The organism is Parasphingomonas puruogangriensis (genome assembly GCF_036663635.1).
GTDB lineage: Bacteria > Pseudomonadota > Alphaproteobacteria > Sphingomonadales > Sphingomonadaceae > Sphingomonas.
This window is the reverse complement of sequence record NZ_JAXOJI010000004.1, coordinates 323,762-349,074: the sequence shown is the minus strand read 5'-3', so window position 1 is coordinate 349,074 and position 25,313 is coordinate 323,762. Positions and strand designations below refer to the sequence as shown.

General features: G+C 65.8%; 26 protein-coding genes. 7 read left to right on the top strand and 19 right to left on the bottom strand.

Annotation, left to right across the window (positions count from 1 at the left end; translation table 11 throughout):
- Positions 1-77: 77 nt before the first annotated feature.
- The 18 genes from ftsZ to U1739_RS12645 all read right to left on the bottom strand — a co-directional run bounded on the left by ftsZ (position 78) and on the right by U1739_RS12645 (position 20,421).
- The gene (gene ftsZ, locus U1739_RS12730; protein WP_332708591.1) at positions 78-1,532 is read right to left on the bottom strand and encodes a cell division protein FtsZ; all 1,455 of its coding nucleotides are present in this window, start codon (positions 1,530-1,532) and stop codon (positions 78-80) included.
- A gap of 112 nt (positions 1,533-1,644) precedes the next feature.
- Positions 1,645-2,907, bottom strand: coding sequence for a cell division protein FtsA (gene ftsA / locus U1739_RS12725; protein ID WP_332708589.1), 1,263 nt, complete (start codon positions 2,905-2,907; stop codon positions 1,645-1,647).
- A 5-nt stretch (positions 2,908-2,912) separates the two neighbouring features.
- Complete coding sequence (locus U1739_RS12720; RefSeq protein ID WP_332708587.1) at positions 2,913-3,857, bottom strand: cell division protein FtsQ/DivIB; 945 nt, start codon at positions 3,855-3,857, stop codon at positions 2,913-2,915.
- Positions 3,858-3,990: 133 nt separating this feature from the next.
- A complete protein-coding gene (locus U1739_RS12715) occupies positions 3,991-4,941 on the bottom strand; it encodes a D-alanine--D-alanine ligase (protein WP_332708585.1) in 951 nt (316 codons plus the stop codon).
- Positions 4,908-5,768, bottom strand: coding sequence for a UDP-N-acetylmuramate dehydrogenase (gene murB, locus U1739_RS12710; protein WP_332708583.1), 861 nt, complete (start codon positions 5,766-5,768; stop codon positions 4,908-4,910). The genes U1739_RS12715 and murB overlap by 34 nt, the downstream gene beginning before the upstream one ends.
- A 128-nt stretch (positions 5,769-5,896) precedes the next feature.
- A complete protein-coding gene (murC, locus tag U1739_RS12705) occupies positions 5,897-7,300 on the bottom strand; it encodes a UDP-N-acetylmuramate--L-alanine ligase (protein WP_332708581.1) in 1,404 nt (467 codons plus the stop codon).
- Between the two features lie 30 nt (positions 7,301-7,330).
- The gene (gene murG, locus U1739_RS12700; protein WP_332708578.1) at positions 7,331-8,491 is read right to left on the bottom strand and encodes an undecaprenyldiphospho-muramoylpentapeptide beta-N-acetylglucosaminyltransferase; all 1,161 of its coding nucleotides are present in this window, start codon (positions 8,489-8,491) and stop codon (positions 7,331-7,333) included.
- A 10-nt stretch (positions 8,492-8,501) separates the two neighbouring features.
- On the bottom strand, positions 8,502-9,722 hold the full coding sequence (locus tag U1739_RS12695) for a peptidoglycan glycosyltransferase FtsW (RefSeq protein WP_332708576.1): 1,221 nt from the start codon (positions 9,720-9,722) through the stop codon (positions 8,502-8,504).
- Entirely contained in the window at positions 9,719-10,996 is a 1,278-nt protein-coding gene (gene murD / locus U1739_RS12690) for a UDP-N-acetylmuramoyl-L-alanine--D-glutamate ligase (RefSeq protein WP_332708574.1), read from the bottom strand. Before murD ends, U1739_RS12695 begins: the two co-directional genes overlap by 4 nt.
- The gene (gene mraY, locus U1739_RS12685) at positions 10,993-12,063 is read right to left on the bottom strand and encodes a phospho-N-acetylmuramoyl-pentapeptide-transferase (protein ID WP_332708572.1); all 1,071 of its coding nucleotides are present in this window, start codon (positions 12,061-12,063) and stop codon (positions 10,993-10,995) included. The genes murD and mraY overlap by 4 nt, the downstream gene beginning before the upstream one ends.
- Complete coding sequence (locus U1739_RS12680) at positions 12,063-13,436, bottom strand: UDP-N-acetylmuramoyl-tripeptide--D-alanyl-D-alanine ligase (protein WP_332708570.1); 1,374 nt, start codon at positions 13,434-13,436, stop codon at positions 12,063-12,065. Before U1739_RS12680 ends, mraY begins: the two co-directional genes overlap by 1 nt.
- A gap of 118 nt (positions 13,437-13,554) precedes the next feature.
- On the bottom strand, positions 13,555-14,970 hold the full coding sequence (locus U1739_RS12675; protein WP_332708568.1) for a UDP-N-acetylmuramoyl-L-alanyl-D-glutamate--2,6-diaminopimelate ligase: 1,416 nt from the start codon (positions 14,968-14,970) through the stop codon (positions 13,555-13,557).
- Positions 14,967-16,697 (bottom strand): peptidoglycan D,D-transpeptidase FtsI family protein, encoded by a 1,731-nt coding sequence (locus U1739_RS12670; protein WP_332708566.1) that lies wholly within the window; start codon positions 16,695-16,697, stop codon positions 14,967-14,969. Before U1739_RS12670 ends, U1739_RS12675 begins: the two co-directional genes overlap by 4 nt.
- Positions 16,694-17,275, bottom strand: coding sequence for a hypothetical protein (locus tag U1739_RS12665; RefSeq protein WP_332708564.1), 582 nt, complete (start codon positions 17,273-17,275; stop codon positions 16,694-16,696). The genes U1739_RS12670 and U1739_RS12665 overlap by 4 nt, the downstream gene beginning before the upstream one ends.
- A complete protein-coding gene (gene rsmH / locus U1739_RS12660) occupies positions 17,272-18,246 on the bottom strand; it encodes a 16S rRNA (cytosine(1402)-N(4))-methyltransferase RsmH (protein WP_332708562.1) in 975 nt (324 codons plus the stop codon). The genes U1739_RS12665 and rsmH overlap by 4 nt, the downstream gene beginning before the upstream one ends.
- Complete coding sequence (locus U1739_RS12655) at positions 18,243-18,740, bottom strand: division/cell wall cluster transcriptional repressor MraZ (protein WP_332708559.1); 498 nt, start codon at positions 18,738-18,740, stop codon at positions 18,243-18,245. The genes rsmH and U1739_RS12655 overlap by 4 nt, the downstream gene beginning before the upstream one ends.
- 335 nt (positions 18,741-19,075) lie before the next feature.
- A complete protein-coding gene (locus U1739_RS12650) occupies positions 19,076-19,315 on the bottom strand; it encodes a hypothetical protein (protein ID WP_332708557.1) in 240 nt (79 codons plus the stop codon).
- Between the two features lie 113 nt (positions 19,316-19,428).
- On the bottom strand, positions 19,429-20,421 hold the full coding sequence (locus U1739_RS12645; RefSeq protein WP_332708729.1) for a cysteine synthase A: 993 nt from the start codon (positions 20,419-20,421) through the stop codon (positions 19,429-19,431).
- 99 nt (positions 20,422-20,520) lie between these two features.
- Between U1739_RS12645 and U1739_RS12640 the strand changes: the two genes are divergently transcribed.
- From U1739_RS12640 to U1739_RS12620, 5 genes are all read left to right on the top strand, one after another.
- Positions 20,521-20,787, top strand: coding sequence for a type II toxin-antitoxin system VapB family antitoxin (locus tag U1739_RS12640; protein WP_332708555.1), 267 nt, complete (start codon positions 20,521-20,523; stop codon positions 20,785-20,787).
- On the top strand, positions 20,784-21,179 hold the full coding sequence (locus U1739_RS12635; protein WP_332708553.1) for a type II toxin-antitoxin system VapC family toxin: 396 nt from the start codon (positions 20,784-20,786) through the stop codon (positions 21,177-21,179). The genes U1739_RS12640 and U1739_RS12635 overlap by 4 nt, the downstream gene beginning before the upstream one ends.
- A gap of 64 nt (positions 21,180-21,243) precedes the next feature.
- Complete coding sequence (locus tag U1739_RS12630) at positions 21,244-21,750, top strand: DUF1993 domain-containing protein (RefSeq protein ID WP_332708551.1); 507 nt, start codon at positions 21,244-21,246, stop codon at positions 21,748-21,750.
- 6 nt (positions 21,751-21,756) lie between these two features.
- The gene (locus tag U1739_RS12625; RefSeq protein WP_332708549.1) at positions 21,757-22,245 is read left to right on the top strand and encodes a DNA-deoxyinosine glycosylase; all 489 of its coding nucleotides are present in this window, start codon (positions 21,757-21,759) and stop codon (positions 22,243-22,245) included.
- A gap of 70 nt (positions 22,246-22,315) precedes the next feature.
- Positions 22,316-22,651 (top strand): hypothetical protein, encoded by a 336-nt coding sequence (locus U1739_RS12620; protein ID WP_332708547.1) that lies wholly within the window; start codon positions 22,316-22,318, stop codon positions 22,649-22,651.
- Positions 22,652-22,679: 28 nt separating this feature from the next.
- Here U1739_RS12620 and U1739_RS12615 read toward each other — a convergent pair whose 3' ends face one another.
- Entirely contained in the window at positions 22,680-23,081 is a 402-nt protein-coding gene (locus tag U1739_RS12615; protein WP_332708545.1) for an acyl-CoA thioesterase, read from the bottom strand.
- A gap of 187 nt (positions 23,082-23,268) precedes the next feature.
- On the opposite strand from U1739_RS12615, the gene U1739_RS12610 reads away from it, so the two are divergent.
- Together U1739_RS12610 and U1739_RS12605 are read left to right on the top strand one after the other, a co-directional pair.
- Positions 23,269-24,600 (top strand): Y-family DNA polymerase, encoded by a 1,332-nt coding sequence (locus U1739_RS12610; protein ID WP_332708543.1) that lies wholly within the window; start codon positions 23,269-23,271, stop codon positions 24,598-24,600.
- Between the two features lie 106 nt (positions 24,601-24,706).
- Complete coding sequence (locus U1739_RS12605) at positions 24,707-25,093, top strand: hypothetical protein (RefSeq protein WP_332708541.1); 387 nt, start codon at positions 24,707-24,709, stop codon at positions 25,091-25,093.
- Positions 25,094-25,313 lie beyond the last annotated feature (220 nt).

Sequence of the window (25,313 nt, the reverse complement as noted above, 5' to 3'; positions counted from 1 at the left end):
GGCCGCACCCGCGCGACGGACCGACGCGCACCGGCGACAAGCGGGTCGCTTGGCCGGTCGCGTCCGTCCGCCTCAGCTCACTGATTGTTCTGGCGATGCAGGAAACGCGGGATATCCAGCGGATCCTTGTCCGCTTCGTCCTCGCGCGCCGCGCCGCGATTGGCGCCCGACATGCGCTCGAACAACGTGCCACCCAGCTTGACGCGCGGCGCCGGCGCGATCGGCGCGGCGGCTTCTTCCGCGGCCGGCTCGGCCTGCGGCGCGCCCGGCGACAACCAGCGGCGACGCTGGCTGCCATCCGCCACGTCCTGCGCTGGCTTGGCTTCGGGCTCGTCGCCGAACGTCAGCGGCGCGCGCACGGGCGGCGCGACGGCGTCGCTGCCCAGCACCAGTTCGTCATCGTCCTGCTCGATATTGCCCGAGGCGTCTTCCATCGTCGGCATCGGCTCGACCAACGGGGCGACCGCTTCCGGTGCAGGCGTGGGGGCGGGCACCGGCTCTTCTGCCTTCTTAGGTGTGGCGAAGGTGAACGCACGCGTCGCCGGTGCGGGAGTTTCCACGCGCGCGACTGCCTCTATTCCAGTCGCGACGACCGAGACGCGGATCTTGCCTTCCAGGTCCGGGTTGAACGCCGAACCCCAGATGATGTTGGCGTCTTCATCGACCAGCTCGCGGATATGGTTCGCCGCTTCGTCGACTTCGAGCAGCCGCATGTCGTCGCCGCCGGTGATCGACACGATCACGCCCTTGGCGCCCTTCATCGACACGCCGTCGAGCAGCGGATTGGCGATCGCCATCGACGCTGCTTCGATCGCGCGATTGTCGCCCGATGCTTCGCCCGTGCCCATCATCGCCTTGCCCATTTCCTGCATGACGGAACGGACGTCGGCAAAGTCGAGGTTGATCAGGCCGGGCATGACCATCAGATCGGTGATGCCGCGCACGCCCTGCTGCAGAACCTCGTCCGCCATCTGGAACGCTTCCTTGAACGTCGTATTCGCGTTGGCGACCAGGAACAGGTTCTGGTTGGGGATGACGATCAGCGTATCGACATATTTCTGCAGTTCTTCGATGCCCGCATCCGCGGCCTTGGCGCGGCGGCTGCCTTCGAACGCGAACGGCTTGGTCACCACGCCGACGGTCAGGATGCCCATGTCGCGCGCCGCCTTGGCGATGACGGGAGCAGCACCGGTACCGGTGCCGCCGCCCATGCCCGCGGCGATGAACACCATGTGGCTGCCCTCAAGCGTCTTAGCGAGCTGGTCGATCGTCTCTTCCGCCGCCGCGCGGCCGATTTCCGGCCGGCTGCCGGCACCCAGGCCCTGCGTGATCTTGGCGCCAAGCTGGATGCGCTGCGAGGCGCTCGACTGCTTCAGCGCCTGCGCGTCTGTGTTGGCGACGAGGAAGTCCACGCCCTGCACTTCGGCGCGGATCATGTTGGCGATCGCGTTGCCGCCGGCGCCGCCCACGCCGATCACGGCGATACGCGGGGTCAGCTCGTCGACTTCCGGAGCCAGAAATTCGATGCTCATGGTCTTGTCTCCAACGTGCACCAATACCCCGGCACACATGATTAATTACAATGCGTTCTGCACTATCAGTAGGGCTGATTCCAGCGCCAAAGATACCGCATGTCGTAAAAGCTCAATAATTCGCCCGCGCCATCGCGATCAATCGTCGGATCACGCCAAAGCCTTTGGGTCGGTGCACGGTCTGGTGCTTGCCCGCCAGCGAGCGCAGATCGACGGGATCAGATGCGGCATAGAAAGCCAGCCCCGCTAGTGTCGCGAACGCCGGCCCGGAATGCGCCTCGGGCAAAGCGGTCAAACCGCGCGGCCGTCCGACACGTACCGAACGTCCCAACGCTTGCTGCGCGTAATCGGCTACACCCTTTAATTCGGCTCCACCGCCGGTCAGCACTACCTGCCGGCCGACCGGCCCGGAGAATTTCAGCTCGGTAAGCGCCTTCTGAACTTCGCCGATCAAATGATCGAGCCGCTGGCGGATCACCGCAATCAGCTGCGCCCGCGTAATCCGCGTGCCATCGCCCTGCCCGTCCTCGGCGCTGATCGGTGCGACGTCGATCATGTCGTGATTGTCGCGCGGTGACGCATTGGCCGATCCGTAGAAGCACTTCATGCGCTCGGCCTGCGCCCGGCTCGTGCCGAACGCGCTGGCGATGTCATCGGTAATATCCTGCGCGCCGAACGGGATCGAGGTGAGGCCGACGAGCATGCCGCCGGCGAACAGCGACACGTTGGTGATCCCCGCGCCCATTTCGACCAGCGCGACGCCTAGCTCGCGCTCTTCGTCGCTGAGGCACGCCATGCCCGTCGCCACCGGCGCCGCGATGATCGACTTGACCTCGAGATGCGCATTGGCGACGCACAGGCCAAGATTGCGCACCGGCGAGCCATCGGCCGCGACGACGTGAATATGCACGCCCAATCGATCGGCATGCAGCCCGAGCGGCTTCTTCACCCCGGTCAAGCCATCTAGCGTATAGAGCGCCGGCTGCGCGTGCAGCACCATGCGCCCGGCAGGATCGATCGATTCACGGCCCGCGTGCAGCAGCGCATCGATGTCGGATTGCTCCACCCGGTGCCCGCCCAGCTCGAACTCGATCGACGCGACGTCGCTGACCAGCCCACCGGCCGAGAAGCTCACCCATACGTTCTGGATGTTGACCCCGGCGATCCGCTCGGCCTGTTCGACCGCCTCGCGCACCGCCGCCTCGGTCGCATCGGCATCGGCGATATAGCCGCGCTTGACTCCCCGACTTTCGCGCTGCCCGGTGCCCAGCACGATCAGCTCGCCGCCATCGCCCTTCTGCGCGATCATCGCCGAAACCTTTGACGACCCGATATCGAGCGCCGTGATCAATCCCTCTGGTGCCGTTTTCGCCATGCCTGTTATCCTTGCCCCGCCAAGCCTACACGCTTTTTCGCTTCAATCACCGCAGGTTGTGCCGCAGCCCCGGCGTCATTCGGATCAGTGATCGCCCGGCCGGCGCTGTCGCCCGGCTTGCGCGCGACCAGCTTGCTCGGATCGCGCATGTCGAAACGCAGCCAGCCCTTGCCAAGCAGCGGTTTCACCCCGTCCAACTGCGCGAACTTGGTCAGCGCCGTCGCGGCCGCCTTCTCGCCCTCGGGCAGCGCGAGCGTCTCGCCGCTCTCGAAGGTCAGGTTCCACCGCCGGTTGCCAACCCAGGTCGCCGCCTTGACGATGGGGCGCAGCGCCGGTGCCGCGCCGAGCAATTTCTGATACGCCGCTTCCTGCGTGTTCGCGCCCGGCCCGATGACCAGCGGCAGGTCCGGCATCGCGTCCGGCCGCACCGGCTCCAGCCACACGCCGTCCGATCCGATCAGCGACAATTGCCCCTTATCCTGCCACACCGCAGTCGGCTTGCGCTCGACGATATGCACCAGCAAAGTATCGGGCAGCCGGCGCGAGACATGCGCGTCCTGCACCCAGCCATATTGCAGCAGCTTCGCCCGCACATCCTGCAGCCGCACCAGCGGCATGGCGCGCGATTGCTGGTCGAGCGCGACGGCATAGACCGACATGCGATCCATCCGCGACAGGCCGGTCAGCTCGATCTTGTCGACCCGGAAGCCGGCCCGCCCGACGCCCTCGGCCATGGCCGTACCGATCGCCGCGGGCACGCCGGCCCATACCGCCATCGTGCCGAGCCCGGCGACCACCGCGCCGGTGATCGTCCAGGTCGCCACGCGGTGCAGCGTCGCTTCGCTGATCGGCAATGCCGCGATCGTGCGGTCGATCATCGACACGCGCTGCACCTTGCGTTTCTGCACCGGCCGCCGCGCCGGGCTGCGCTTGAGGGTGCGGCTGCTCATGAGAGTGCTTCCCCCACCAACACGTCATTCCCGCGCAGGCGGGGATCCATAAGCTGCAGCGCCGGAGCAAGAGGCCGGGCGTCAGCCAGTATGGATCCCCGCCTGCGCGGGAATGACGGTGGGGTTGGTCGCGTCACGCCATCGCCTCGTCGACGATCTTCTGCACCAGCTCGGCATAGCGCAGACCGTTATGCCGCGCCTGTTCCGGCACCAGGCTCAGCGCCGTCATACCCGGCTGCGTGTTCACCTCGAGCAGGAACAGCCCGTCCACGCCGCGCTCGTCGTCCCAGCGGAAATCCGAGCGCGAGCAACCCTTGCACCCCAACAGCCGATGCGATTCCAGCGCCAGCGCCTTGCACGCTTCGGTGATCTCGTCGGGAATGTCGGCGGGATAGACATGCTCGGTCATCCCATCGGTATATTTGGAATCGTAATCGTAAAAGCCGCTCTTGGGCTTCAATTCGGTCACGCCCATTGCCCAGTCGCCGAGCACCGCGGTGGTCAATTCGCGCCCGCGAATGAACGGCTCGGCCAGCAATTCGTCGAACTCGGCCCATGGCCCCGCCGAGCCGCGCCCGATCGGATTGCCGTAATTGCCGCTATCCGTGACGATCGCCACGCCGACCGACGAGCCTTCGTTGACCGGCTTCAACACGTATGGCCGTGGCAAAGGATCGCCGTCGTACAGCGTTTCGGATCTCACGATTCGCCCGCCCGGCATCGGGATACCGTGCGGCACCAGCGCCTGCTTGGTCAGCACCTTGTCGATCGCGATCACCGAACTGACCATGCCCGAATGCGTGTATTTGAGCCCCATCAGATCGAGCATGCCCTGCACCGCGCCGTCTTCCCCCGGCGTGCCGTGCAGCGCGTTGAACACGAGATCCGGCGCGGCGTCGCTAAGCCGCGCGGCAACATCCCGCCCCATATCGATCCGCGTCACGCGGTGCCCGAGCGATTCCAGCGCCTCGGCGACGCCGGCGCCCGACATAAGGGAAACCTCGCGCTCGGCCGACCAGCCGCCCATCAGCACGGCGATGTGGAGCTTGTTCACGATGTGACTCCCACGCGCTGAATTTCCCATTCCAACTCGACCCCCGAATGCGCCTTCACTTTGTCCCGTACCTCTTCGCCCAACGCCTCGATCTCCGCGCTCGTCGCCGCCCCCAGATTGAGCAGGAAATTGGTATGTTTCTCGCTCACCTGCGCATCGCCGCGCCGCAGCCCCCGACATCCGGCGTCGTCGACCAACTGCCAGGCTTTGTGCCCGTCCGGATTCTTGAAGGTCGAGCCCCCCGTCTTCGAGCGCAACGGCTGCGATGCTTCGCGCGCCGCGGCGATACGGTCCATCTCCGCCTGGATCGCCGCCGGTTCGCCGGGATGTCCACGGAACGTCGCGCTCACCACGACGCAGCCCTCAGGCAAGCTCGAATGGCGATAGGTATAATCGAGCTGGTCTGCCGTCAGCGTGACCAGCTCGCCCGAACGCAACACGACATCGCACGTTACCAAGATCTCGCTCGTATCGCGCCCATAAGCGCCGCCATTCATCCGCACGAACCCACCGACCGTGCCAGGGATCGAGCGCAGGAATTCGACACCGGCAATCCCCGCATCCCGGGCAGTGGAAGACACCAGGATCCCGCTTGCCCCACCGCCGCATTGCAGCGTCGTCGCGTCGAGCGCCGCGACCTTGGCGAACGGCTTGCCCAGCCGCACGACCACCCCGGGCACGCCCCCGTCGCGGACGATCATGTTCGAGCCGAGACCGAGCGCCATGACTGGCACGGCGGGATCCAGCACGGCGAGGAAGTCGCTGAGATCCGCGACGTCTTGCGGCTCAAACAGCCACTGCGCGGCGCCGCCGGACTTGAACCACACAAGCGGCGCGAGTGGCGCGTTTGCCGTCACGCGGCCGCCAATCCCCCTCCCGCTTGCGGGAGGGGTCAGGGGAGGGCCTGTCCACAGGTCAGCGCCCACGACAGGCCCTCCCCCAGCCCCTCCCGCAAGCGGGAGGGGAGTAAGAGAAGAAGCCCCACTCACCGCTTCGCCTCGATGCCAGCCGCCAAGCCAGCCGCCCATTTGGTAATATCCCCAGCCCCGAGGCACACCACCATATCGCCAGGCCGCGTCACCTCCGCCAGCACCCCGGCCAACGCATCCGCATCCGCCACGGTCGCCGCCGAGCGATGCCCGCGCCGCTTCAGCCCTTCGACCAACGCTGCCGCATCCACGCCCTCGATCGGCGCTTCGCCCGCGGCATAGACCGGCGTCACCAGCACCATATCGGCATCGTTGAACGCCTGCTGGAAGTCCTCCATTAGATTGCCCAGCCGCGTGTAGCGATGCGGCTGCACCACCGCGATCACGCGATTCTCCACGCCCTCGCGCGCCGCCGCCAGCACCGCTTTGATCTCGACCGGGTGATGCCCGTAATCGTCGATCACGGTGACGCCGCCGGTTTCGCCAACCTTGGTGAAGCGCCGCTTCACCCCGCCGAACTTTGCAAAGCCGGTGCGGATCGTCTCGTCGGGAATGCCCATTTCCAGCGCCACGCCGATCGCCGCCAGTGCGTTCTGCACATTGTGCCGCCCCGGCATCGGCATTTCGATCCCCTCGATCGAGCGCACCGATCCATCGCGCGCGCGCACCAGGCATTCGAAACGGTTGCCGCCGGGGATCGGCGTCACGTTGACACCGCGCACATCGGCCTGGGCGGCGAAACCGTAGGTCACCACGCGACGATCGCGCACCCGCGGGATGATCGCCTGCACTTCCGGGTGATCGAGGCACAGCAAGGCCGCGCCATAGAAGGGCACGTTCTCGATGAAATCGACGAACGCGTCCTTCACCGCATCGAACGAGCCGTAATGATCGAGATGCTCGGGATCGATATTGGTCACCACCGCGATCGTGCCGTCCAAGCGCAGGAAGCTGCCGTCGCTCTCGTCGGCCTCGACCACCATCCAGTCGCTCGCGCCCAATCGCGCGTTTGAGCCATAGCTGTTGATGATCCCGCCATTGATCACCGTCGGATCGACTCCGCCGGCATCCAGCAACGCGGCGATCATCGACGTGGTGGTGGTCTTGCCGTGCGTCCCCGCCACCGCGACCGTCGATTTCAGCCGCATCAGCTCGGCGAGCATCTCCGCGCGCCGCACCACCGGCACGCGCTTCTCCAGCGCTGCCTCCACTTCCGGGTTGCTCCGCACGATCGCGGTCGATGTGACCAGCACCGCCGCCTCGCCGATATTCTCCGCCGCATGGCCGATCGCCACGCGGATGCCCTTCTCGCGCAAGCCCTGCACGACATAGCCCTCGGCGACGTCCGACCCCTGTACGTCATAGCCAAGGTTCTTCATCACCTCGGCAATGCCCGACATGCCGATCCCGCCGATGCCGACGAAATGGATCGTGCCGATGTCGGTTGCGACACCCCTCATGCTTCAAAATTCCTCATGCGCCCAATTCCATCACGCATACGCCGCCGCGTCGCCGAACTTCACCGGCTTGTTGAACCCAATCGGCATATCGCCCCGCGGCGCATCCAGACTCTCGACCAAGTCGGCCAGGTCACGCACCGCATCGGGCCGCCCGCAACTGCGCGCGCGGCCGGCGGCATTTTGCAACGCAGCCGGATCGAGCCCGAGGCGTTGCATCTGCTTGGCCAGTTCGATCGGCGTAAAGCTGCGCTGGTCGATCGTCCGCGCGCCGCCCGCCACGGTCATTTCCTTGGCGTTGACGGTCTGGTGATCGTCGGTCGCCGAGGGCAGCGGCACCAGGATCGCCGGCCGCCCGGCGACGGTCAGCTCCGCCAACGTCGAGGCCCCGGCACGCGCGATCACCAGATGCGCCCAAGCGAGCTGCTCGGGCATGTCGGGTAGATAGGTCGCCAATTCCGCCGCGATCGACAGTTCGGCATATTTCGCCCGGGCGGCGTCGATATCCTCGATCCGCGCCTGATGGGTCACCTGCAAGCGGCGGCGAAAGCTGACCGGCAACAACGACAAGCCGTCCGGCACGACCTGCGAAAGAACACTCGCCCCCTGGCTCCCGCCAGTGACGAGTACGCGGAAGATGCCGTCTTCCTCCAGCAACGGATAAGGCTGCGCGCGCAATGCCAGTACCGCCTCGCGCACCGGGTTACCGACGAGATGCGCCTTGCTGCGATATTTGTCCTTCAGCCGCTCGACATTGGCATAGGAGGTCGCGATCGCGTCGACCCGCCCGGCCACCAGCCGATTGACGCGGCCCAATACCGCATTCTGCTCGTGCACCGCGGTCGGAATGCCCTGGCTGAACGCGGCCAGCAGCGCGGGCAGCGCGGGATAGCCGCCAAAGCCGATTACCGCCGCCGGCTTCTGATGCTTGTACAGCTCGATCGCCAGGGTGCGCCCGGCGACCATCGCCCGCATCGCCTTGGCCCAGCCGATTGGCCCGCCCGCCAGCCGTCCGGCCGGCAGGACATGCGTTTGCACGCCTTCGAACAGGCCAGGAAAGCGCACCCCGCGCGCGTCGGAAATCAGCGAGACGTGATGCCCGCGCTTGCCTAATTCCTGCGCCAGGGACGCCGCCGGCACCATGTGCCCGCCGGTGCCGCCCGCCGCCAATACGAAATGCTTCTGCCCACTCATTGAACGAACCTCATTCGCCGCTCCACCGCGCGATATAGGGAGAGCGCGACACGAACGGGTTTCGCCGCGTGAATGCAAGCAGCAATCCCATGCCGATCGACAGCGCGATCATCGACGAGCCGCCATAGGAAATGAACGGCAAGGTCATGCCCTTGCTCGGCGCCATGCCGGTATTGACCGCCATGCTGATCAGCGCCTGTGCCCCGAATTGAGTCGCCAGCCCCGCGGCGGCGTACAAGCGGAACTCGTCCTGCTCGTCGAGCAGTTTGACGAACACGCGCACGACGATGGTCAGGAACAGAATGGCGATGATCGCGCAGGCGACCAGCCCGAATTCCTCGCCGATCACCGAATAGATGTAATCGGTATGCCCTTCCGGCAGGCGGAACTTCATCGTGCCGCCGCCTGGCCCCGTCCCGCGCCAGCCGCCATTGGTAATCGCGTTATAGGCGGCATTGGTCTGGAAATTGTCTGATCCGCCCTCGGCGCCCGGGAACAGGAACGCATCGATCCGCACCCGCGCGGTATCGTAGAACAGATAGGCCGCGACCAACGCGACCGGCACGCAGCCGAGCAGCCCGATCATCACCTTTACCGGCGTGCCCGCGATCATCAGCAAGGCGATCCACACCGAACAGAACACCACCGTCTGCCCGAAATCGGGCTGCAGCATCAGCAACAGCGCGACGAACCCGGTCAGCCCGCCGGTGATCCACACCACCGGCAACTGATTGTCCTTGGCGCGCAGCGACAGCAGCCAGGCGACCGTGACGATGAAGAAGGGTTTCAGGAATTCCGATGGCTGCAGCGAGGAAATGCCGAAATCGATCCAGCGCGTCGCGCCGTTGCGTTCGAACCCGATCACCGGCACCGCTATCAGCAGCACGAGGAACACCAGGCAGCCGATCAGCGCCATCCGCCGCGCCGCCGTCACCGGCAGCATCGAGGTGACGAACAGCACCGGCAGCGACACGCCGACCCAGCCCAATTGCCACCACAGATAGAAAAGCGGCGGAATATGATGTTTGTCGTCCGAATAACGCTGCGCCGCGGCAGGCGACGCCGCGCCGACCGCGATCAGCCCGATCGCGATCAGCAGCAACGCCAGCAGCAGCAGCACGCGGTCAATATCCCAGAACCACATGCCCAGCGCCGATCGATCGCCGCGCCCGCCGCGATCCTTCATGCGGGTCCACAGGCCGGTCTTGGGACGCGCGCGCAGGTCGGTCATGCCAATGCCTCCACCAGCGCACGGAACTGGTCGCCACGATCCTCGAAATCGCGAAACTGGTCGAACGATGCGCAGGCCGGCGACAGTAGCACGGTTTCGCCGGATACCGCATTGGCGGCGGCACTGACGACGGCAGCGGCAAGCGTGCCGCTCTGCTCGACCGGCATGTGCGGCGCGAGGATCGCGGCGAAGCTCGGGCCTGACGCGCCGATCGTATAAGCCTTCACGACATGCCCAAACTGCGCCGCGCACGCATCGAGATCGTCCGACTTGGCCTGCCCACCAAGAATCCAGTGAACACGCGGAAACGCGGCCAGCGCCGGCGCGGTCGATTCCGGATTGGTCGCCTTGCTGTCGTTGACGAACGCGACCCCGTCGATCGTGGCGACGCGTTCCATGCGGTGCGGCAGGCCGGCGAAGCTGGCCAGCGCCACGCCGATCGCCGCATCCGGCACGCCGAGCTGCCGCGCAACGGCGATGGCGGCCTTGGCGTTGAGCAGGTTGTGGGGGCCCTGCAAGGCCGGCCAATCCGTCGCCCCGCCAACGTCCACATTGGCAATGAACTGAATGATCGGGTCTTCGGCCTCTACCAGCACATCGTGCTCGGCCTCGGCCGCATAATCGACGACAGCCAACCCTTGCGGAGACTGCATCGCGAACAACCGCGCCTTCGACGCGGCATAGTCGTCGAACCCGCTATACCGATCGAGGTGATCGGGGGTGATGTTGAGCAGCACCGCCACGTCGCAATCGAGCGTTTGCGTGAGGTCGATCTGATAGCTCGACAGTTCGAGCACGTAGACGCCGCTCGCGGGCAGCGGCTCCTGCTCGAGAATAGGCAGACCGATATTGCCGCCCAGTCGCGAGGGCACGCCGGCCGTCTGCAGGATGTGGTGGATCAGCGACACCGTCGTCGACTTGCCGTTGGTGCCGGTGACGCCCACCACCTTGTGCACCGGCAGCGACGTGCGCGCCTGCGCGAACAATTCGATATCGCCGATGATCGGCACCCCCGCCGCGCGCGCCTTGGCGGCGATCGGGTGGCGGTTGAGGGGGACGCCGGGGGACACAACCAAAGCGTCGAAGCCGGTAAGATCGATCGCTTCGACGTCTTCGAACACTACAGTGGCCAGCGCATCACGCTTCGCCGCATCCGCATCCCACGCCACCACCTCCGCCCCGCTCGCCACCAGCGCACGCACGGTCGCCGCGCCGGAGCGCGCCAACCCGAGCACGGCGTACCTTTTGCCTGCCCAGGCCGGCGACGTAATCACCGCAGCTTCAACGTCGACAAGCCAGCCAGCGCCAGCACGAAGGCAATGATCCAGAAGCGGATCACGACGGTTGCCTCGGCCCAGCCGAGCTGTTCGAAATGATGATGGATCGGCGCCATCTTGAACACGCGGCGCCCGGTGCGCTTGTAGAAGAACACCTGGATGATGACCGACAGCGCCTCCATCACGAACAGCCCGCCGATGATCCCCAGCACGATCTCGTGATGCGCGACGACCGAGATCGCCCCCAGGGCGCCGCCCAGCGCTAGGCTGCCGGTATCGCCCATGAACACGGCCGCTGGCGGCGCATTGAACCACAGGAAGGCCAGCCCTGCGCCGACGATCGCGCCGCAGAAGATCGCCAGTTCGCCCGCCCCGGGCACATGCGGAATGCCGAGATAGGTGGCGAACTTAACGTTGCCGGCCAGATACACGATGACCATGAACGCGACCGAGGCGATGATCACCGGCATCGTCGCCAGCCCATCGAGCCCGTCGGTCAGGTTGACCGCATTGCCGAACGCGACGATCGTGAAGGCCGCGAACAGAATGTAGAAATAGCCCAGATCGATCGAGACGTTGCTGAAGAACGGCAGATACAGGTGCGTGCCATTCTGCCCAACGATCATCCAGCTCGCCAGCAGCGCGATGGCGAACTCGCCCAGCAGCCGCATGCGGCTCGATACGCCCGCCGTGCTCGCTTTGCGCACCTTGTCGTAATCGTCGAGAAACCCGATCGCGCCGAACCCCAGGGTGACGAACAGGCATGCCCATACATAGGGGTTCTTCAGATCCATGAACATCAGGATCGACAGGCCCATGCTGGTCAGGATCATCAGCCCGCCCATGGTCGGCGTGCCGCGCTTGGCGAGATGCGTCTGCGGCCCATCGGCGCGGATCGGCTGGCCCTTGCCCTGGCGCAGGCGCAGCCAGCCGATGAAGCGCGGCCCGATGATCAGCCCGATCACCAGGGCCATCGTCACCGCCCCGCCGGTACGCACCGATTGGTAGCGCAACAGATTGAGCAGCCCCGGAAATCCCAGATATTCGGCGATCACATACAGCATTAAATTGTCCCGGCTTTCAGGCTGGCGACCAACGCCGACAGCCCCACGCCATTCGATCCCTTGATGAGCACGGCGTCGCCCGGCGCCAGGATGTTCATCAGGCTTGTCCGGGCGGCAGCGGCATCGGCCACATGGACGAATTGCACGCGCCCCTCAAGCGCTTCCGCAAGCGCAGCCATCTCCGCACCGATCAGCACGACGTGCGAAACGCCCGCTTCAACGATCGGCTCGGCCAGCGCGGCATGATAGGCGGCACTACCCGCGCCCAACTCGCGCATCTCGCCCAATACGGCGATTTTCCGCGCCCCCTCGCCGGCGCCGAGCACCGCTAGCGTGGCGCGCATCGACGCGGGGTTGGCATTGTAGCTCTCGTCGATCACCAACGCCGTGCCATCACCGACCGGTGCCGTGAACCGCGCCCCGCGCCCCTGCAGCCCGCCAAGCTCGGCCAGCGCCAGCCCCGCCATCGCCAGATCCCCGCCGACCGCATCGACCGCCGCCAGCACGCCAAGCGCGTTGGACACCCAATGCATGCCCGGCTGCGCCATGGTGAAGCTCAATTCGCGCGCGCCCAGCCGCGCGGTGACGAAGGTTGCGCCCGTCGCGGTGCGCATCGATTCGATCGCGCGGACATCGGCCCCCGCCTCCAACCCGAACGTCACGATATGCGCGGCATAAGGCCGCGCGGCGGCGATCAGCCGGTCGCGATGCGGGCTATCGTAAGGGATGATCGCGGTGCCGCCAGGCTGCAAGCCGGCAAAGATCTCGCCCTTGGCATCGGCGATAGCGGACTCGTCGGGAAAAAACGCGGTGTGCGCCGGGGCGATCGCCGTGACCATCGCAACATGCGGCCGCACCAATGTCGTCAGATGCGCGAGTTCGCCGGCATGGTTCATGCCCATTTCGAACACGCCGTAGCGCGCGTCGCGGGGCATCCGCGCGAGGCTCAGCGGCACGCCGGTATGGTTGTTATAGCTTTTGACCGAGCGGTGCGCCGCGCCGGGCGTCGCACGATCGAGCGCAGCGAACAGCGCCTCTTTGGTGCTGGTTTTGCCGACCGACCCGGTCACGCCGATGATCCGCGCGGCGGAGCGGGTGCGCGAGGCGATCGCGAGCGCCTCGAGCGCGGCCATCGTATCGGGCACGCGGACGTGCGGGTGCGGCGTGTTCTCGCTGACGATCGCTCCGGCGGCACCGCGCACGAACGCTTGGTCGAGGAAACGATGTCCATTCGTCGCCTCGCCGGTGAGCGCGACGAACAGATCGCCGGGGCCGACTTCGCGGGAATCGAAGGTGACCCCGGTCACGGCGAAATCCTCGGACGCCTGCCCTTCCGTTGTGGTGGCGATTTCAGCGGAGGTCCAGAGGCTCAAAGCTCCCCTCCCGCTTGCGGGAGGGGTTGGGGGAGGGCCTGTGCGGAGGGTACGACGCTCGCGGACACGCCCTCCCCTCGCCCCTCCCGCAAGCGGGAGGGAGATTTTGCCGCAACACTCACGCCGCCATCTCCCGCGCTACGGTCACATCGTCGAACGGCAGCACGAGATCGCCGACGATCTGCCCCTGCTCATGCCCCTTGCCCGCTACCAGCACGATATCCTCGGGGCCCGCCATCGCAATGGCGGCGCCGATCGCCTCCCGCCGCGATCCGATTTCGGTCGCGCCGGGCGCGCCCTCCAGCACCATCGCGCGGATTGCCGCCGGATCTTCGCTGCGCGGATTGTCATCGGTAACGATCACCACGTCCGCCATGGCCGAGGCAATCGCGCCCATCGCCGCACGCTTGCCCTGGTCGCGGTCGCCGCCCGCGCCGAAGACCACGATTAGCCGGCCCTTGGCATGCGGCGTCAGCGCCGAGATCGCCGCCTCCAGCGCGTCCGGCGTGTGGGCGTAATCGACATAGATCGGCGCGCCCTTGGCCGAGATCACCGCCCGCTCGAGCCTTCCGCGCACCGGCTGCAACCGCCCGCACGCCGCCAGCGTCGCCGCGACCTCGCCACCGGTGGCAATCACCAGCCCGGCCGAGACCAAAGCATTGGCGGCCTGATACGCGCCGATCAGTGGCAGGTTGATCTTGAACGTCCGCCCGTCGGCCTCGATCACCAGCCCCTGCCCCAGCAAGGTCGGGTCGCGGGACACCAGCTTGAGCGTCTCGCCCCGCGTGCCGACCGAGATCACGCGCACGCCGCGCGCTTGCGCAAGCTCCATCACGCGCGCTGACAGCGGATCATCCGCCCACACCACTGCCGCGCCGTCCACTTCGACAACATCGGCAAAAAGCCGCATCTTGGCGTCGAAATACGCCTCCATCGTGCCGTGATAATCGAGATGATCGCGGCTGAGATTGGTGAACGCCGCGGCCCGCACCGGCAGGCCCTCGGTGCGATATTGCGACAAGCCATGGCTCGATGCTTCGAAGGCGACATGGCTTACGCCTTCGCGCGCCAAACCAGCCGTGTTCGACAGGAACGTCACCACGTCCGGCGTGGTCAGCCCGGTCGACACGCGGTCGTCACCCGTCGTTACACCCAGCGTGCCGATCGAGGCCGCGGAAAAACCCGCCATACGCCACAATTGCCGCGTCATCTCGACGCAGGAGGTTTTGCCGTTGGTCCCCGTCACCGCAACGGCGACGGCCGGAAACGGCGCGAAGAAACGCGCCGCGAGCTGGGCGAAGCGTTGGCGCGGATGGGCATCGGCAATATGCACTGCCCCCTCGACCACCGCCTCAGGCCGCGCCACAACGGCGATCGCGCCGGCCTTCACCGCGGCGGCGATGTACGCCTCGCCATTCACCTTGGCGCCGGCGAACGCGCCGAACACCGTGCCATCGGCCACCTTGCGGTGATCGATCGCAAAACCGCTGACAGTATCCTGCTCGTTGCCGCCGGTCAGCGCGCCCAGTTTCATTCCGCGTCCGTCGGGTTCTCGCCCGGCGCATGCCACAACAAGGGCAGCAGCTCGGACACGTCAACGTCGCGCCCATTGTCTGGCATCACGCCAAGCATTGCGCCGGTACGGCTGATCACGCGGCTGATTACCGGCGCGGCGGTATAGGCAGCGGTGGTCTGGAACGAATTTTCCTTCACCCGCTTGGGGCTGTCCATCATCGCCAGCACGACATAGCGGGGCTTGTCCATCGGGAAGGCCGCAGCAAAGGTCGAGACGTTGGCGTTCTTCAGATAGCCGCCGCCGCCCGCCACTTCCGCCGTGCCGGTCTTGCCGCCGACGCGGTAGCCCGGCGCTTCGGCCATCCGTCCGGTGCCCTGCGTAACGATCAGTCGCAGCAACTGCCGCATCCGCGCGCTGGTCGAGGGCGACAGGACTCGCCGGCCCTTCGCCCCCTGTCCCGGCGCGACGCGCAACAAGGTCGTCGGCCGCCAGATCCCGCCGTTCACCAGCGTCGCATAGGCATTGGCGAGATGCAGCGGCGTCACGGCAATGCCGTGGCCATAGGCCGTCGTCATCACCGTGGTACGCGCCCAATATTTCGGCCAGATCGGCTTCTGCTTTTCGCGCAGCTCGATATCGGGCTTGGTGCCGAAACCGAGCTTGGTGAACATCGCCGATAGCCGATCCTTCCCGATCTCGTCGGCGATCCTGGCGGTGGCGATGTTGGACGAATGGATCAGCGTCTCGGGGATGTTGAGAAAGCGCTTCTGCGCATGATCGTCATGGATCGTGAAGCCGCCGACATGCAGTTCGTGCGTCGCGTCGAAGCGCTTGGCCATGCTCGTAACGACGCCGCTCTCGATTGCCGTGGCCATGGTGATCGGCTTGAATGCCGAGCCCAACTCGTACACGCTTTGCGTCACGTTGTTGCGCAGCGATTCCTTGTTGGCGGAGCCCACCTTGTTGGGGTTGAACACCGGCAGCGAGGCCATGGCGATCACTTCGCCGGTATCGACGTCGAGCACCACGCCGGTCGCGCCGCGTGCTTGGTACGCGTTCATCGCCGCGCCGAGTTCGCTCTCCATCGCCGCCTGCACGCGGTAATCGATCGACAGGGTCAGCGGTGTGGCGCGATCGATCGGATTGGCCAGTCGCGCGTCGAATGCGCGCTCGATCCCGCTCGCGCCCGCCAGGCGACCGGCCGCCGCGTCGGGGCTGAGGAAGCCCAGCACATGGGCGGCGAGCGTCGTCTGCGGATAAAGCCGCTCGGGCTCCTTCTCGAACACCACGGCCGGTTCGCCGAGCGCATTGACCGCGGTAACCAACGAGGGCGAGGCGTGATGTTCGAGGAAGGTAAACGACGAGGACATCGTCAGTCGCTCGTAGAACCACGCCTGGTCGTGTGTCGGGATCAGCGCCGCCAGCTTGGCCGCCAGCTCGTTCTTGTCCCCCAGCACCTTTTGCGGATGCACGCCGATGCCCCACGCCTCGATCGTTCGCGCCAGCGGCTCGCCGTTACGATCGACGATGTCGCCGCGCGACCAACTGGCGTTGAGCAACGCGCTACGCGCCGCCGCCGGATCGGCGGAGATCGCCAGCACCGCCAGACGCACCAAAACGACCGCAATCGCGGCCGTGAACAGCAGCAACAGGATCATCAACCGCATATGCGCGGTCTGGATCAGCGCGTGGCGCTGACCCGTTGGTCGCCGATGCGGCATGGGGCGGGCGAGCGCGATGCTCACCGCAAGCGGCCAGCTTCCCGGCGCGCGCCGCTATTCAGGTCGCCGATCATCGTATCGCTGAGCAATTTGCGGTCGAGCATTGCCACGGCTTGCGCCTTGCGCTGCACCGCCGCCGTCTTGACCGGCGCTGCCGCCGTGGCGTCGGCCGGCTGCGGCTTGGCGCTAGCCACCGCCACGCTGACCACCGCGGGGGCAGCGGTCGCGGCCGGCGCGGCCGCGGCGCTGTTATGCTGCGGCACGATCAGGGCGGCGGTCTGCACCGTGGCGCCGCCGGCCCCGAGCGGGTGGTTGAAGTCGAGCGACGCCAACTGCGCTTCATCGGCGACATATTGCCCGGCGACCGGCGCGGCCAGCCGCAGCGTCTCGCCGTTCCACTTTTCCAGCTGCGCGATGTTCGCGCGCGTCTCGAATTCGGTTTCCAGCGCGCGAATATCGCGCTGCGCCTGGGCGATCTCGCGCGTCGTAACGTCCAGCTTCTTGCGCTCGGCCGCGACGTGCAGCGGTACGATCAGGACGCCAAGGGCGACCACCACACCGATGCCGAACCAGGCCAACATCTTCCACACGAACGCCATCATTCCGAAAATCCCTTGCTCGTGGTCGTGTTCGTCGTCGTCGCAGTGCCCCAGGCGGCGGCGGCCGTCCGGGTCGCCACGCGTAAGGTCGCGGATCGCGCCCGCGGGTTGCGTGCGATCTCGTCGTCGCCGGCGCGCACCGCGCGCGCGACTGCTTCGAAACTGGGCGCGTTCTTGGCCTTCACCTCGGGCAGGTGCCGCGATCCCGACGGCAAGCCGCCGCTTCGTTCGCGCAAGAAACGCTTCACCAAGCGATCCTCGCCCGAATGGAACGTGATCACGGCCAGCGTCCCACCAGGTTTGAGCACCCGTTCGGCGGCGGCCAGGCCGTCCTCCAGCTCGCCAAGTTCGCGATTCACCTCGATGCGCAGCGCCTGAAAGGTGCGCGTCGCCGGATCCTTCTTGTCGTGTGGCTTATAGCCGAGCGCGCGGCGCACGATCCGCGCCAGCTCGCCGGTCCGCGTGATCGGCCGCGCCGCGACGATGAACTGCGCCACGCGCCGCGAGCGTGGCTCGTCGCCGAATTCGTACAACACGTTGGCGAGATGCGCTTCGTCCGCCGTGTTGACGAAATCGGCGGCGGTCTGCCCTTCCTGGCTCATGCGCATGTCGAGCGGGCCATCCGACTGGAAGCTGAAGCCGCGCTCGGCCTGATCGAGCTGCATCGACGACACGCCGATATCCATCGTCACGCCGTCCACCGGCACGGCATCCCGCGCGGCCAGCTCGGCTTCCATTGCCGAGAAGGTCGCCGGCACCAGCGTCAGCGCGTCCTGCTCGGCTTCCAGCGCGCGCCCCGCCTCGATCGCATCGGGGTCGCGGTCAAACGCCAGTACGCGCGCGCCGGCCGCCAGCATCGCGCGGGTGTAGCCGCCGGCACCGAACGTCGCATCGACCTGCGTCTCGCCGGGGGCAATGGCGAGCGCGTCGAGCACTTCGGCGAGCAATACGGGAACATGGGGGGCGTCGGTCACAGCGCGATGCCCTTCATCTGGCAGTGAAAGCGCGCGCAATCCTTCATCACTTCGGCGACATCGGACTCGATCAGCGTGCGCGGATCCCAGATCTCGAAACACTCGAAGGTGCCATAGAAGAAGGCATTCGCCCCAATCTTAGCCCGAAACCGCGCAAAGGCGGGCATGATGAAGCGCCCGCTGCCATCGAACGGCACCGGCTCGCCCTGCACCATTTCGCGCAGCAGATTGGGGTTATGCGTACCGTGCTTGGCGAGATAGGCCGCCTGCAATTGCGCCGCGCGCTCCTTGAGCAGGGTGCGGTAGCCGTCGTCATACCCGATCAGGCACGGGCTGCTCTGATGCGCGCCGATGATAACGCTGCCGCCATCTTTGCCATCGGCGCGGGGGCTGTTGGTGGCGAGCGCCGCACGCAGGGAGGCAGGGATAGCGCACCGGCCCTTGTCGTCGACAAGGCCAATACCGTCTCCCTGATAGTCCACCCTTTCGATCACATTTACCCCACATCAGGAGGGCATGACGTCTCCGTTCCCGGAAACGACGCTGTGGTCGCTCCCAGGCTCCTGACTGGCGCAGGCGAAAGAGTAATGCCCCTCTATAGGAGTGGCGTATCTTGGGATTGCCGGGGATTCAAGGGGAAAGCACGGGCGATCCGGGGACGGACGCCTATCTATCTCAGTTCACGTCACAAAATTTCTCAAGCAAAACAACGCGTTCCACATCTGTTCACGGCTGAAATCGGGCGTCGCGGGGGAATTGGGATCGGCGTAGCGTTGCGGCCCAGACTCTCCCCGTATTTCCCCGCGATTCTCAGCGCGCAGGCGACGGGTCACTGGTCGCGGTGATCGTTCGCCGCAATGGCGACGTTTTCCGTGGCGGTGCTGGGCGTGACCCCCAGATCGGCCAGCGGTTCGCTGCCGTCGCCCAGGCCGGCCAGTCCGTTGCCCATCGTCATATTGGCGACGACATCGGCCCGCGATCCGCCCGATACCGCACGTTCGCGACTGGCGGTGGAGAAGATCGCCGCGGCCAACCCGATCAGCAGCAGCACGGCGGCCAAGCCGATCATGCCAACCCGCACACGCTGCGTGGTCTGGCCCGGATCGAGAGGAGGATTACTAGATTTCATCATGCCTGTGGCAGAAATGTACCAGAAACGCTTCGTCGTGTCGATGGCACCGCTCAGCCGCGGGCGAGCCAGGCCGGAACCGGCAGTTCCTTTGCCTCCAACCATGCGCGATTGTACAATGTGGAAAGGTAGCGAAAGCCGGTATCGCACAATACCGTCACGACGCGTTTGCCCGGCCCCAGATGCCTGGCCAGCCGCACCGCGCCGGCGACGTTGATGCCCGACGACAGGCCCAGGCACAGCCCCTCTTCGGCCAGCAGGCGCTCGACCCATTCCATGCCCTCTGCGTCCGAGATGCGGAACTGCGTGTCGATCGGCGCACCCTCGAGATTGGCGGTGATACGCCCCTGCCCAATGCCCTCGGCAACCGAGGAACCCTCGGCCTTGAGCTCGCCATGGGCATAATATTCGTACAGCGCAGCACCGTGCGGATCGGCCAGCGCGATGCACACCGCCTCGTCCTTCGCCTTCAGGCCCAGCCCCACGCCGGCGATCGTCCCGCCCGTGCCTGCGGCACAGGTGAAGCCGTCGACCCGACCCTCCATCTGCGCCCAGATTTCCTCCGCCATGCCGGTGATATGCCCACGGCGATTGGCGATATTGTCGAACTGATTGGCCCAGATCGCGTTCGGCGTCTCCTCCGCGATGCGGCGCGAGGTGTGCACGAAATGCCCCGGGTTCGAATAGGGCGCGGCCGGCACCAGCACCAGCTCGGCGCCCAGGGCGCGCAGCGTATCCATCTTCTCGCGGCTCTGCGTCTCCGGCATGACGATGATGGTCTTGTAGCCCTTGGCATTGGCGACCAAGGCCAGGCCGATCCCGGTATTGCCCGCCGTCCCCTCGACGATCGTCCCGCCCGGCTGGATCGTGCCGCGCGCCTCGGCATCCTCGACGATCGCCAACGCCGCCCGGTCCTTCACCGACGCGCCAGGATTGGCGAACTCGCATTTGCCGTAGATGTCGCACCCCGTCGCCTCGCTCGGCCCCTTGAGCCGCACCAGCGGCGTGTTTCCAATCAGGGCGAGCGTATCGGCTGTCGTGTGCATCGCCCCTAAATAGGCGATGCGCCGCGTGCGGCAATCCACGCATTTTCGACTGCGGCCAATTCATGCTTGTGGTATATGCCTTGCGTACGGAGGTAGATCATGGGCGTGCAACTCAACATCAAGGATGCCGAAACGGTCCGCATGGCGCGCGATCTGGCTGATTCCACCGGCCAATCCGTCACGGCCGCGATCAAAGCCGCGCTGAAGGTACAGATCGATCAGCGGGAGGCGGAGATCGACGCGAGACGGACGCGAATAGAGGCGTTTCTCGACAAACTCGACCGTAACCGCCCGCCCGAGCTGGAAGGCGTGACCTCCAAGCAGATCATGGACAGTATCTACAACGAAGATGGATCGTTCGCTTGATCATCGACTCGTCGGCCATCATGGCAATTCTGCTGGGAGAACCGGAGCGTGAAGCGCTATTGGCCGCACTCGTCCGTGCGCCAACCCGCATCATGTCCGCCGGAACTTGGATTGAACTGGCAGCCGTAATGACACGCGGCCAGGGTCGCCTGCTGCCGATCGACGATCTCAACGTGCTTGTATCGACCTTCTCGATCGAGATCGTCCCGGTAACGGCAGCGCAAGGCAAGATCGGCCACGAAGCGTATCGCAGATATGGCCTTGGCACGCAGGACCCGGCCAAGCTCAACTTTGGAGATTGCTTCGCCTACGCCCTTGCCAAAGAAACCGGCGATCCCCTGCTTTTCAAGGGCGACGACTTTACCCATACCGATATTACATCCGCGCTTTAAGTCGCATCCGGTTGCACGCCCGCGCCGCACCCCCATCTAGCGACCACACCAAGGGGACTGCAGTATGGCGACCGAACTCTACGACCTAACCGTGCCCGCCTTGCTGCGCGGCTTTGCCGCCCTGTCGGCGTTCCTGGTCAAGGCCGAAGCCTGGGCGATCGAAAACGATGTCGATCCGGCCGACCTGCTCACCGCCAGACTCTATGACGATATGGCCCCGCTCACTGCCCAGATTCAGCGCGCCAGCGACACCGCCAAGGGCGCCGCCGTGCGCATCGGCGGGCTTGAGAACGTGCCGATGGCGGATGACGAAATCAGCTTCGCGGATCTGCAGGCGCGCATCGCCCGCACGGTCGCTTTCCTCGAGACGGTGCCGCCGGAAGCGATGCACGGCCAGGAAGCCCGGCCCGTGACGCTCACCACCCCCAATGGGGCGATCGACTTTACCGGGCGCAGCTTCGCGCTCGGCTTCGTCCTGCCCAACTTCTATTTCCACGTCACCACCGCCTATGCGATCCTGCGCATGAAGGGCGTGCCACTCGGCAAGCTGGACTATCTCGGCCACAGCTGAGTCCTGATGACGACCAAACACAGCTTCCCGCCGGTCACCGACGCGCGCACGCGCCTACTGGTGCTCGGCAGCCTGCCGGGCGACGCCTCGCTCGCCGCGGCGCGCTATTACGCCCATCCGCAGAACCAGTTCTGGCGGCTGATGGCGGCGGTGATCGATATCGACCTCCCAGCCCTGGCTTATGACGACCGGCTGACCGCGCTGCGCGACGCGCGTATCGGCCTGTGGGATGTCGTCGCCAGCGCCACCCGCCCGGGCAGCACGGATGCGGCGATCCGCGATCTGGTCGGCAACGACCTGCCCGGCCTGGTCGCCACGCTGCCCGATCTGCGCGCGATCGCCTTTAACGGCGCCACCGCCTTTCGCCATGGCAGCCGGCAGCTTGGCGGCAAGACGCGCGCCACGCTGATTCCGCTGCCCTCGAGCAGCCCGCTGCACACGGTCGGGCTGGATGCCAAGCTGTCCGCCTGGTGCGCGTTGCGCGAGATGCTGTAGCCGCACGCCATTGTACCGTTTCGGCCCGCCCCATAAGGTGCGGGCTGCACCCGGCGACGAAGGACCCCGCATGAAGCCCCTGCTAATCTGTGGCCTATTGGCCAGCGCCCTGCCGCTCGGCGGCTGTGTCGCCAGCATTGCCAGCAGCGCGGTCGGCATGGCGGTGCGTGGTGCGCAAGGGCAACCGCAGGACAACAGCTATCTCGCGCCCAATGCGAAGGACGCGTGCAGCGCGCGGGCCGCGCCTTACGGCAAGGTGCAGATCATCGACATGCAGCAAGTGTCGATCGACAAGATCAAGGTGTGGGGCACGGCCGACGATGGCACCACGCGGCGCTCGTTCGAATGCAATTTCGGCACCAAGGTTACCGGCTTCAAGCTGCGCACGATCGCCACAAGCCACTGATCGAGCGACCTATTTGGTAGTACCGCCGTCAGTCCTTGCTGAAAAAAAGATCCGCCACGTTCTGCGCGATCCGCGCCGGGCGATGCGTCTTGGCATCCACGCAGCACCAGCTCGATTGCACTTCGGCGAGCACCTCCTCGCCGCGCTTGATGATCGTCTGATAGAAAGCACGGGCGCCCTGCACCTTTTCGAGCAGCACGGTGGCGATCACCTCGTCGTCGAGGAAGGTCGGCTTGCGATAGGTGATCTCGTGCTTAAGCGCGACCCACAGGTTCGCCGCGACGGCCTCGGCGGGCGCGAAGCGCTGCCAGTGGCTGACCACCGCATCCTGCACCCATTTCAGATAGGAGGCATTGTTGACATGACCCATGAAGTCGATGTCGGCGGGGTCGATCCCGATCGGGAAACTGTGGGGAATGGCGGTACTCACGATCTGACCATAGCAGCGAAAGAGTTACCGTGCGATGTTTTTCGCGTTTCTGGACGGCAATGAAGGCGCCTCTCCCGCCGCTGTCCTACAACCGCACCGCGTGCTATGTTCTCTTAATGTTCCACTCCCCCACCCTTCCTGTAACGCGTTTTCGAATGTGTGGTGTTGGAAAGCAAAGGGGGGCGTAGTGTTACTTTCGCAACCTTCAGAACAAGCGGTATGCGCCGACTCGATCGCTTTGCCGCCACGCCCGCTGCGCTGGCTGTTCCTCGATCTCAATTCCTATTTCGCCAGCGTCGAACAGCAATTGAACCCGGCCTTGCGCGGCAAGCCGGTCTTGGTTGCGCCGATCGACAGCGACACCACCGTGGCGATTGCCGCGTCGATCGAGGCCAAACGGTACGGCATTTCCACCGGCACCCCCGTGTGGGAGGCCAAGCGCCTGTGCCGCGATCTGATCGTCACCCCGGCCCGGCATGACCAATATGTCATCTTTCACGATGCGATCGTGGCGGAAATCTGGAAGCATATCCCGGTCACCAAAGTGTGTTCGATCGACGAAGTCGCCTGCCGCCTGCTCGACAATGAGAACAGCCTGGAGGCCGCCACCGCGCTCGCGCACCGCATCAAGGCCGGCATTCGCGCCAATGTCGGCGAATGCCTTACCTCCTCGGTCGGCATTGCCCCCAACCGCCTGCTCGCCAAGCTGGCCAGCGATATGCAGAAGCCGGACGGGCTGATCGTGCTCCACGCCGAGACGCTGCCGCAGCGGCTTTACGACATGCCGTTGCGCGACATTAGCGGGATCGGCGCCAAGATGGAGCGGCGTCTGGCGCAGGACGGCATCAACGACATCCGCCAATATTGCGAACGCCGCCCGCGCGACGCGGGCGCCGCCTGGGGCGGCACCAATGGCGACCGTCTTTGGTATCTGCTGCACGGCGTCGACCTGCCAGAAAAACCTACGCAAAGCCGCAGCATCGGCCACAGCCACGTGCTCTCGCCGGGCAAGCGCGGAGTCGAGCCGGTGCGCCTCACCGCCCGCCGCCTCGCACTCAAGGCGACCAGCCGATTACGGCGAAAAGCGTATCGCAGCCGCCTGCTGGTGCTTCATGCGCGTTTCGAGAACGACAAGTCGACCTGGCGCGCAAGCTGCAAGCTTTCGCCCACCCAGGATAGTTTTGCCGTGCTTGCCGCCTTGGACGCGCTGTTCCCGCAACTCGTCGCCGCCGGCCGCGCACGCCCCGGCGATTTCCAGATTCGCATGATCGGCGTGACCTTGTGCGAAATCGAACCTGTCACGCACGAACAGGCGAGCCTCTTCGGCCTGCTCGACCCCGACGACCCACTTGCCCGGGAAACCCGCACGCTCTCGCTGAGCCGCGCGATGGACCGGATCAACGAGAAGTTCGGCCGCAATGCAGTCAGCCTCGGTCCGCAATCCGGCGGGCGCATCGATCGCGTCGGCACCAAGATCGCCTTCGGGCGCATTCCCGATCTGGACGAGTTCCACGAATGACGCCGAGCAATAAATTGTAACAAATGGTGCGCCGCACACATGCGAACGCAACGTTTCTCCGCCGTGGCTTGACGTTTTCCTTCGCGCGCGCAAAGCAACGCCCGCCATGAAAATTCTGCTCCCCAGCATCGTCGCTGTCTCGCTCCTGGCGTTGACGGCTTGTAACAGCAACAAAGATCCCGAGGTCGTCTCCAGCGTCTCGGAAGATCCGCAGGCGGCCGAGATCGCCAACCGGGCGCCGGTCGAACTGCCGCCAGCGATCAAGGCCGAGAAATCGATGCGCTGCCAGCCGGGCAACGTGTTGTTCTTCGTCACCTTCTTCGAAGGCGACAAGCAGGCGCGCGTGCGCACCGAAAAGGGCGGCACCCCGGCCACCGTCACCGCCGAGGCCGCCGGCGCACCCCTGACCGGCGACGGCTGGACGCTGACGGGTACGCCGACCAGCGCCAAGATCACCCAGCCGGGCAAGGGCGACTTCACCTGCAAGGGCTGAGCCTAAGCTTTTGACGACATTATCGGCCGGCGGAGTGATCCGCCGGCCTTTTCTGTGGCTCCGGCGCACGCGCCGCTGTGGCGGCGGCGATCGTCAGCAAGAGCGCCACGCCAATATGCCGCGCCGGCTGCAGGTCGCCGAGTGACAAGGTCGTGACGAGCAAGATTTGCTCGATACCTCGCTGTTGCCGGCTTCGGTCCCACGTCACCGCCGTATCTCG

Coding starts and splice junctions, on each gene's coding strand:
- U1739_RS12665 (WP_332708564.1), bottom strand. CDS start 17,275: ATGATGGCGTTCGTGTGGAAGATGTTGGCCTGGTTCGGCATCGGTGTG.
- U1739_RS12675 (WP_332708568.1), bottom strand. CDS start 14,970: ATGAAACTGGGCGCGCTGACCGGCGGCAACGAGCAGGATACTGTCAGC.
- U1739_RS12715 (WP_332708585.1), bottom strand. CDS start 4,941: ATGGGAAATTCAGCGCGTGGGAGTCACATCGTGAACAAGCTCCACATC.
- U1739_RS12605 (WP_332708541.1), top strand. CDS start 24,707: ATGAAAATTCTGCTCCCCAGCATCGTCGCTGTCTCGCTCCTGGCGTTG.
- murC (WP_332708581.1), bottom strand. CDS start 7,300: ATGAGGGGTGTCGCAACCGACATCGGCACGATCCATTTCGTCGGCATC.
- murG (WP_332708578.1), bottom strand. CDS start 8,491: ATGAGTGGGCAGAAGCATTTCGTATTGGCGGCGGGCGGCACCGGCGGG.
- ftsZ (WP_332708591.1), bottom strand. CDS start 1,532: ATGAGCATCGAATTTCTGGCTCCGGAAGTCGACGAGCTGACCCCGCGT.
- ftsA (WP_332708589.1), bottom strand. CDS start 2,907: ATGGCGAAAACGGCACCAGAGGGATTGATCACGGCGCTCGATATCGGG.
- mraY (WP_332708572.1), bottom strand. CDS start 12,063: ATGCTGTATGTGATCGCCGAATATCTGGGATTTCCGGGGCTGCTCAAT.
- U1739_RS12625 (WP_332708549.1), top strand. CDS start 21,757: ATGACGACCAAACACAGCTTCCCGCCGGTCACCGACGCGCGCACGCGC.
- U1739_RS12630 (WP_332708551.1), top strand. CDS start 21,244: ATGGCGACCGAACTCTACGACCTAACCGTGCCCGCCTTGCTGCGCGGC.
- U1739_RS12620 (WP_332708547.1), top strand. CDS start 22,316: ATGAAGCCCCTGCTAATCTGTGGCCTATTGGCCAGCGCCCTGCCGCTC.
- U1739_RS12650 (WP_332708557.1), bottom strand. CDS start 19,315: ATGATCGGCTTGGCCGCCGTGCTGCTGCTGATCGGGTTGGCCGCGGCG.
- U1739_RS12640 (WP_332708555.1), top strand. CDS start 20,521: ATGGGCGTGCAACTCAACATCAAGGATGCCGAAACGGTCCGCATGGCG.
- U1739_RS12720 (WP_332708587.1), bottom strand. CDS start 3,857: ATGAGCAGCCGCACCCTCAAGCGCAGCCCGGCGCGGCGGCCGGTGCAG.
- U1739_RS12645 (WP_332708729.1), bottom strand. CDS start 20,421: ATGCACACGACAGCCGATACGCTCGCCCTGATTGGAAACACGCCGCTG.
- U1739_RS12695 (WP_332708576.1), bottom strand. CDS start 9,722: ATGACCGACCTGCGCGCGCGTCCCAAGACCGGCCTGTGGACCCGCATG.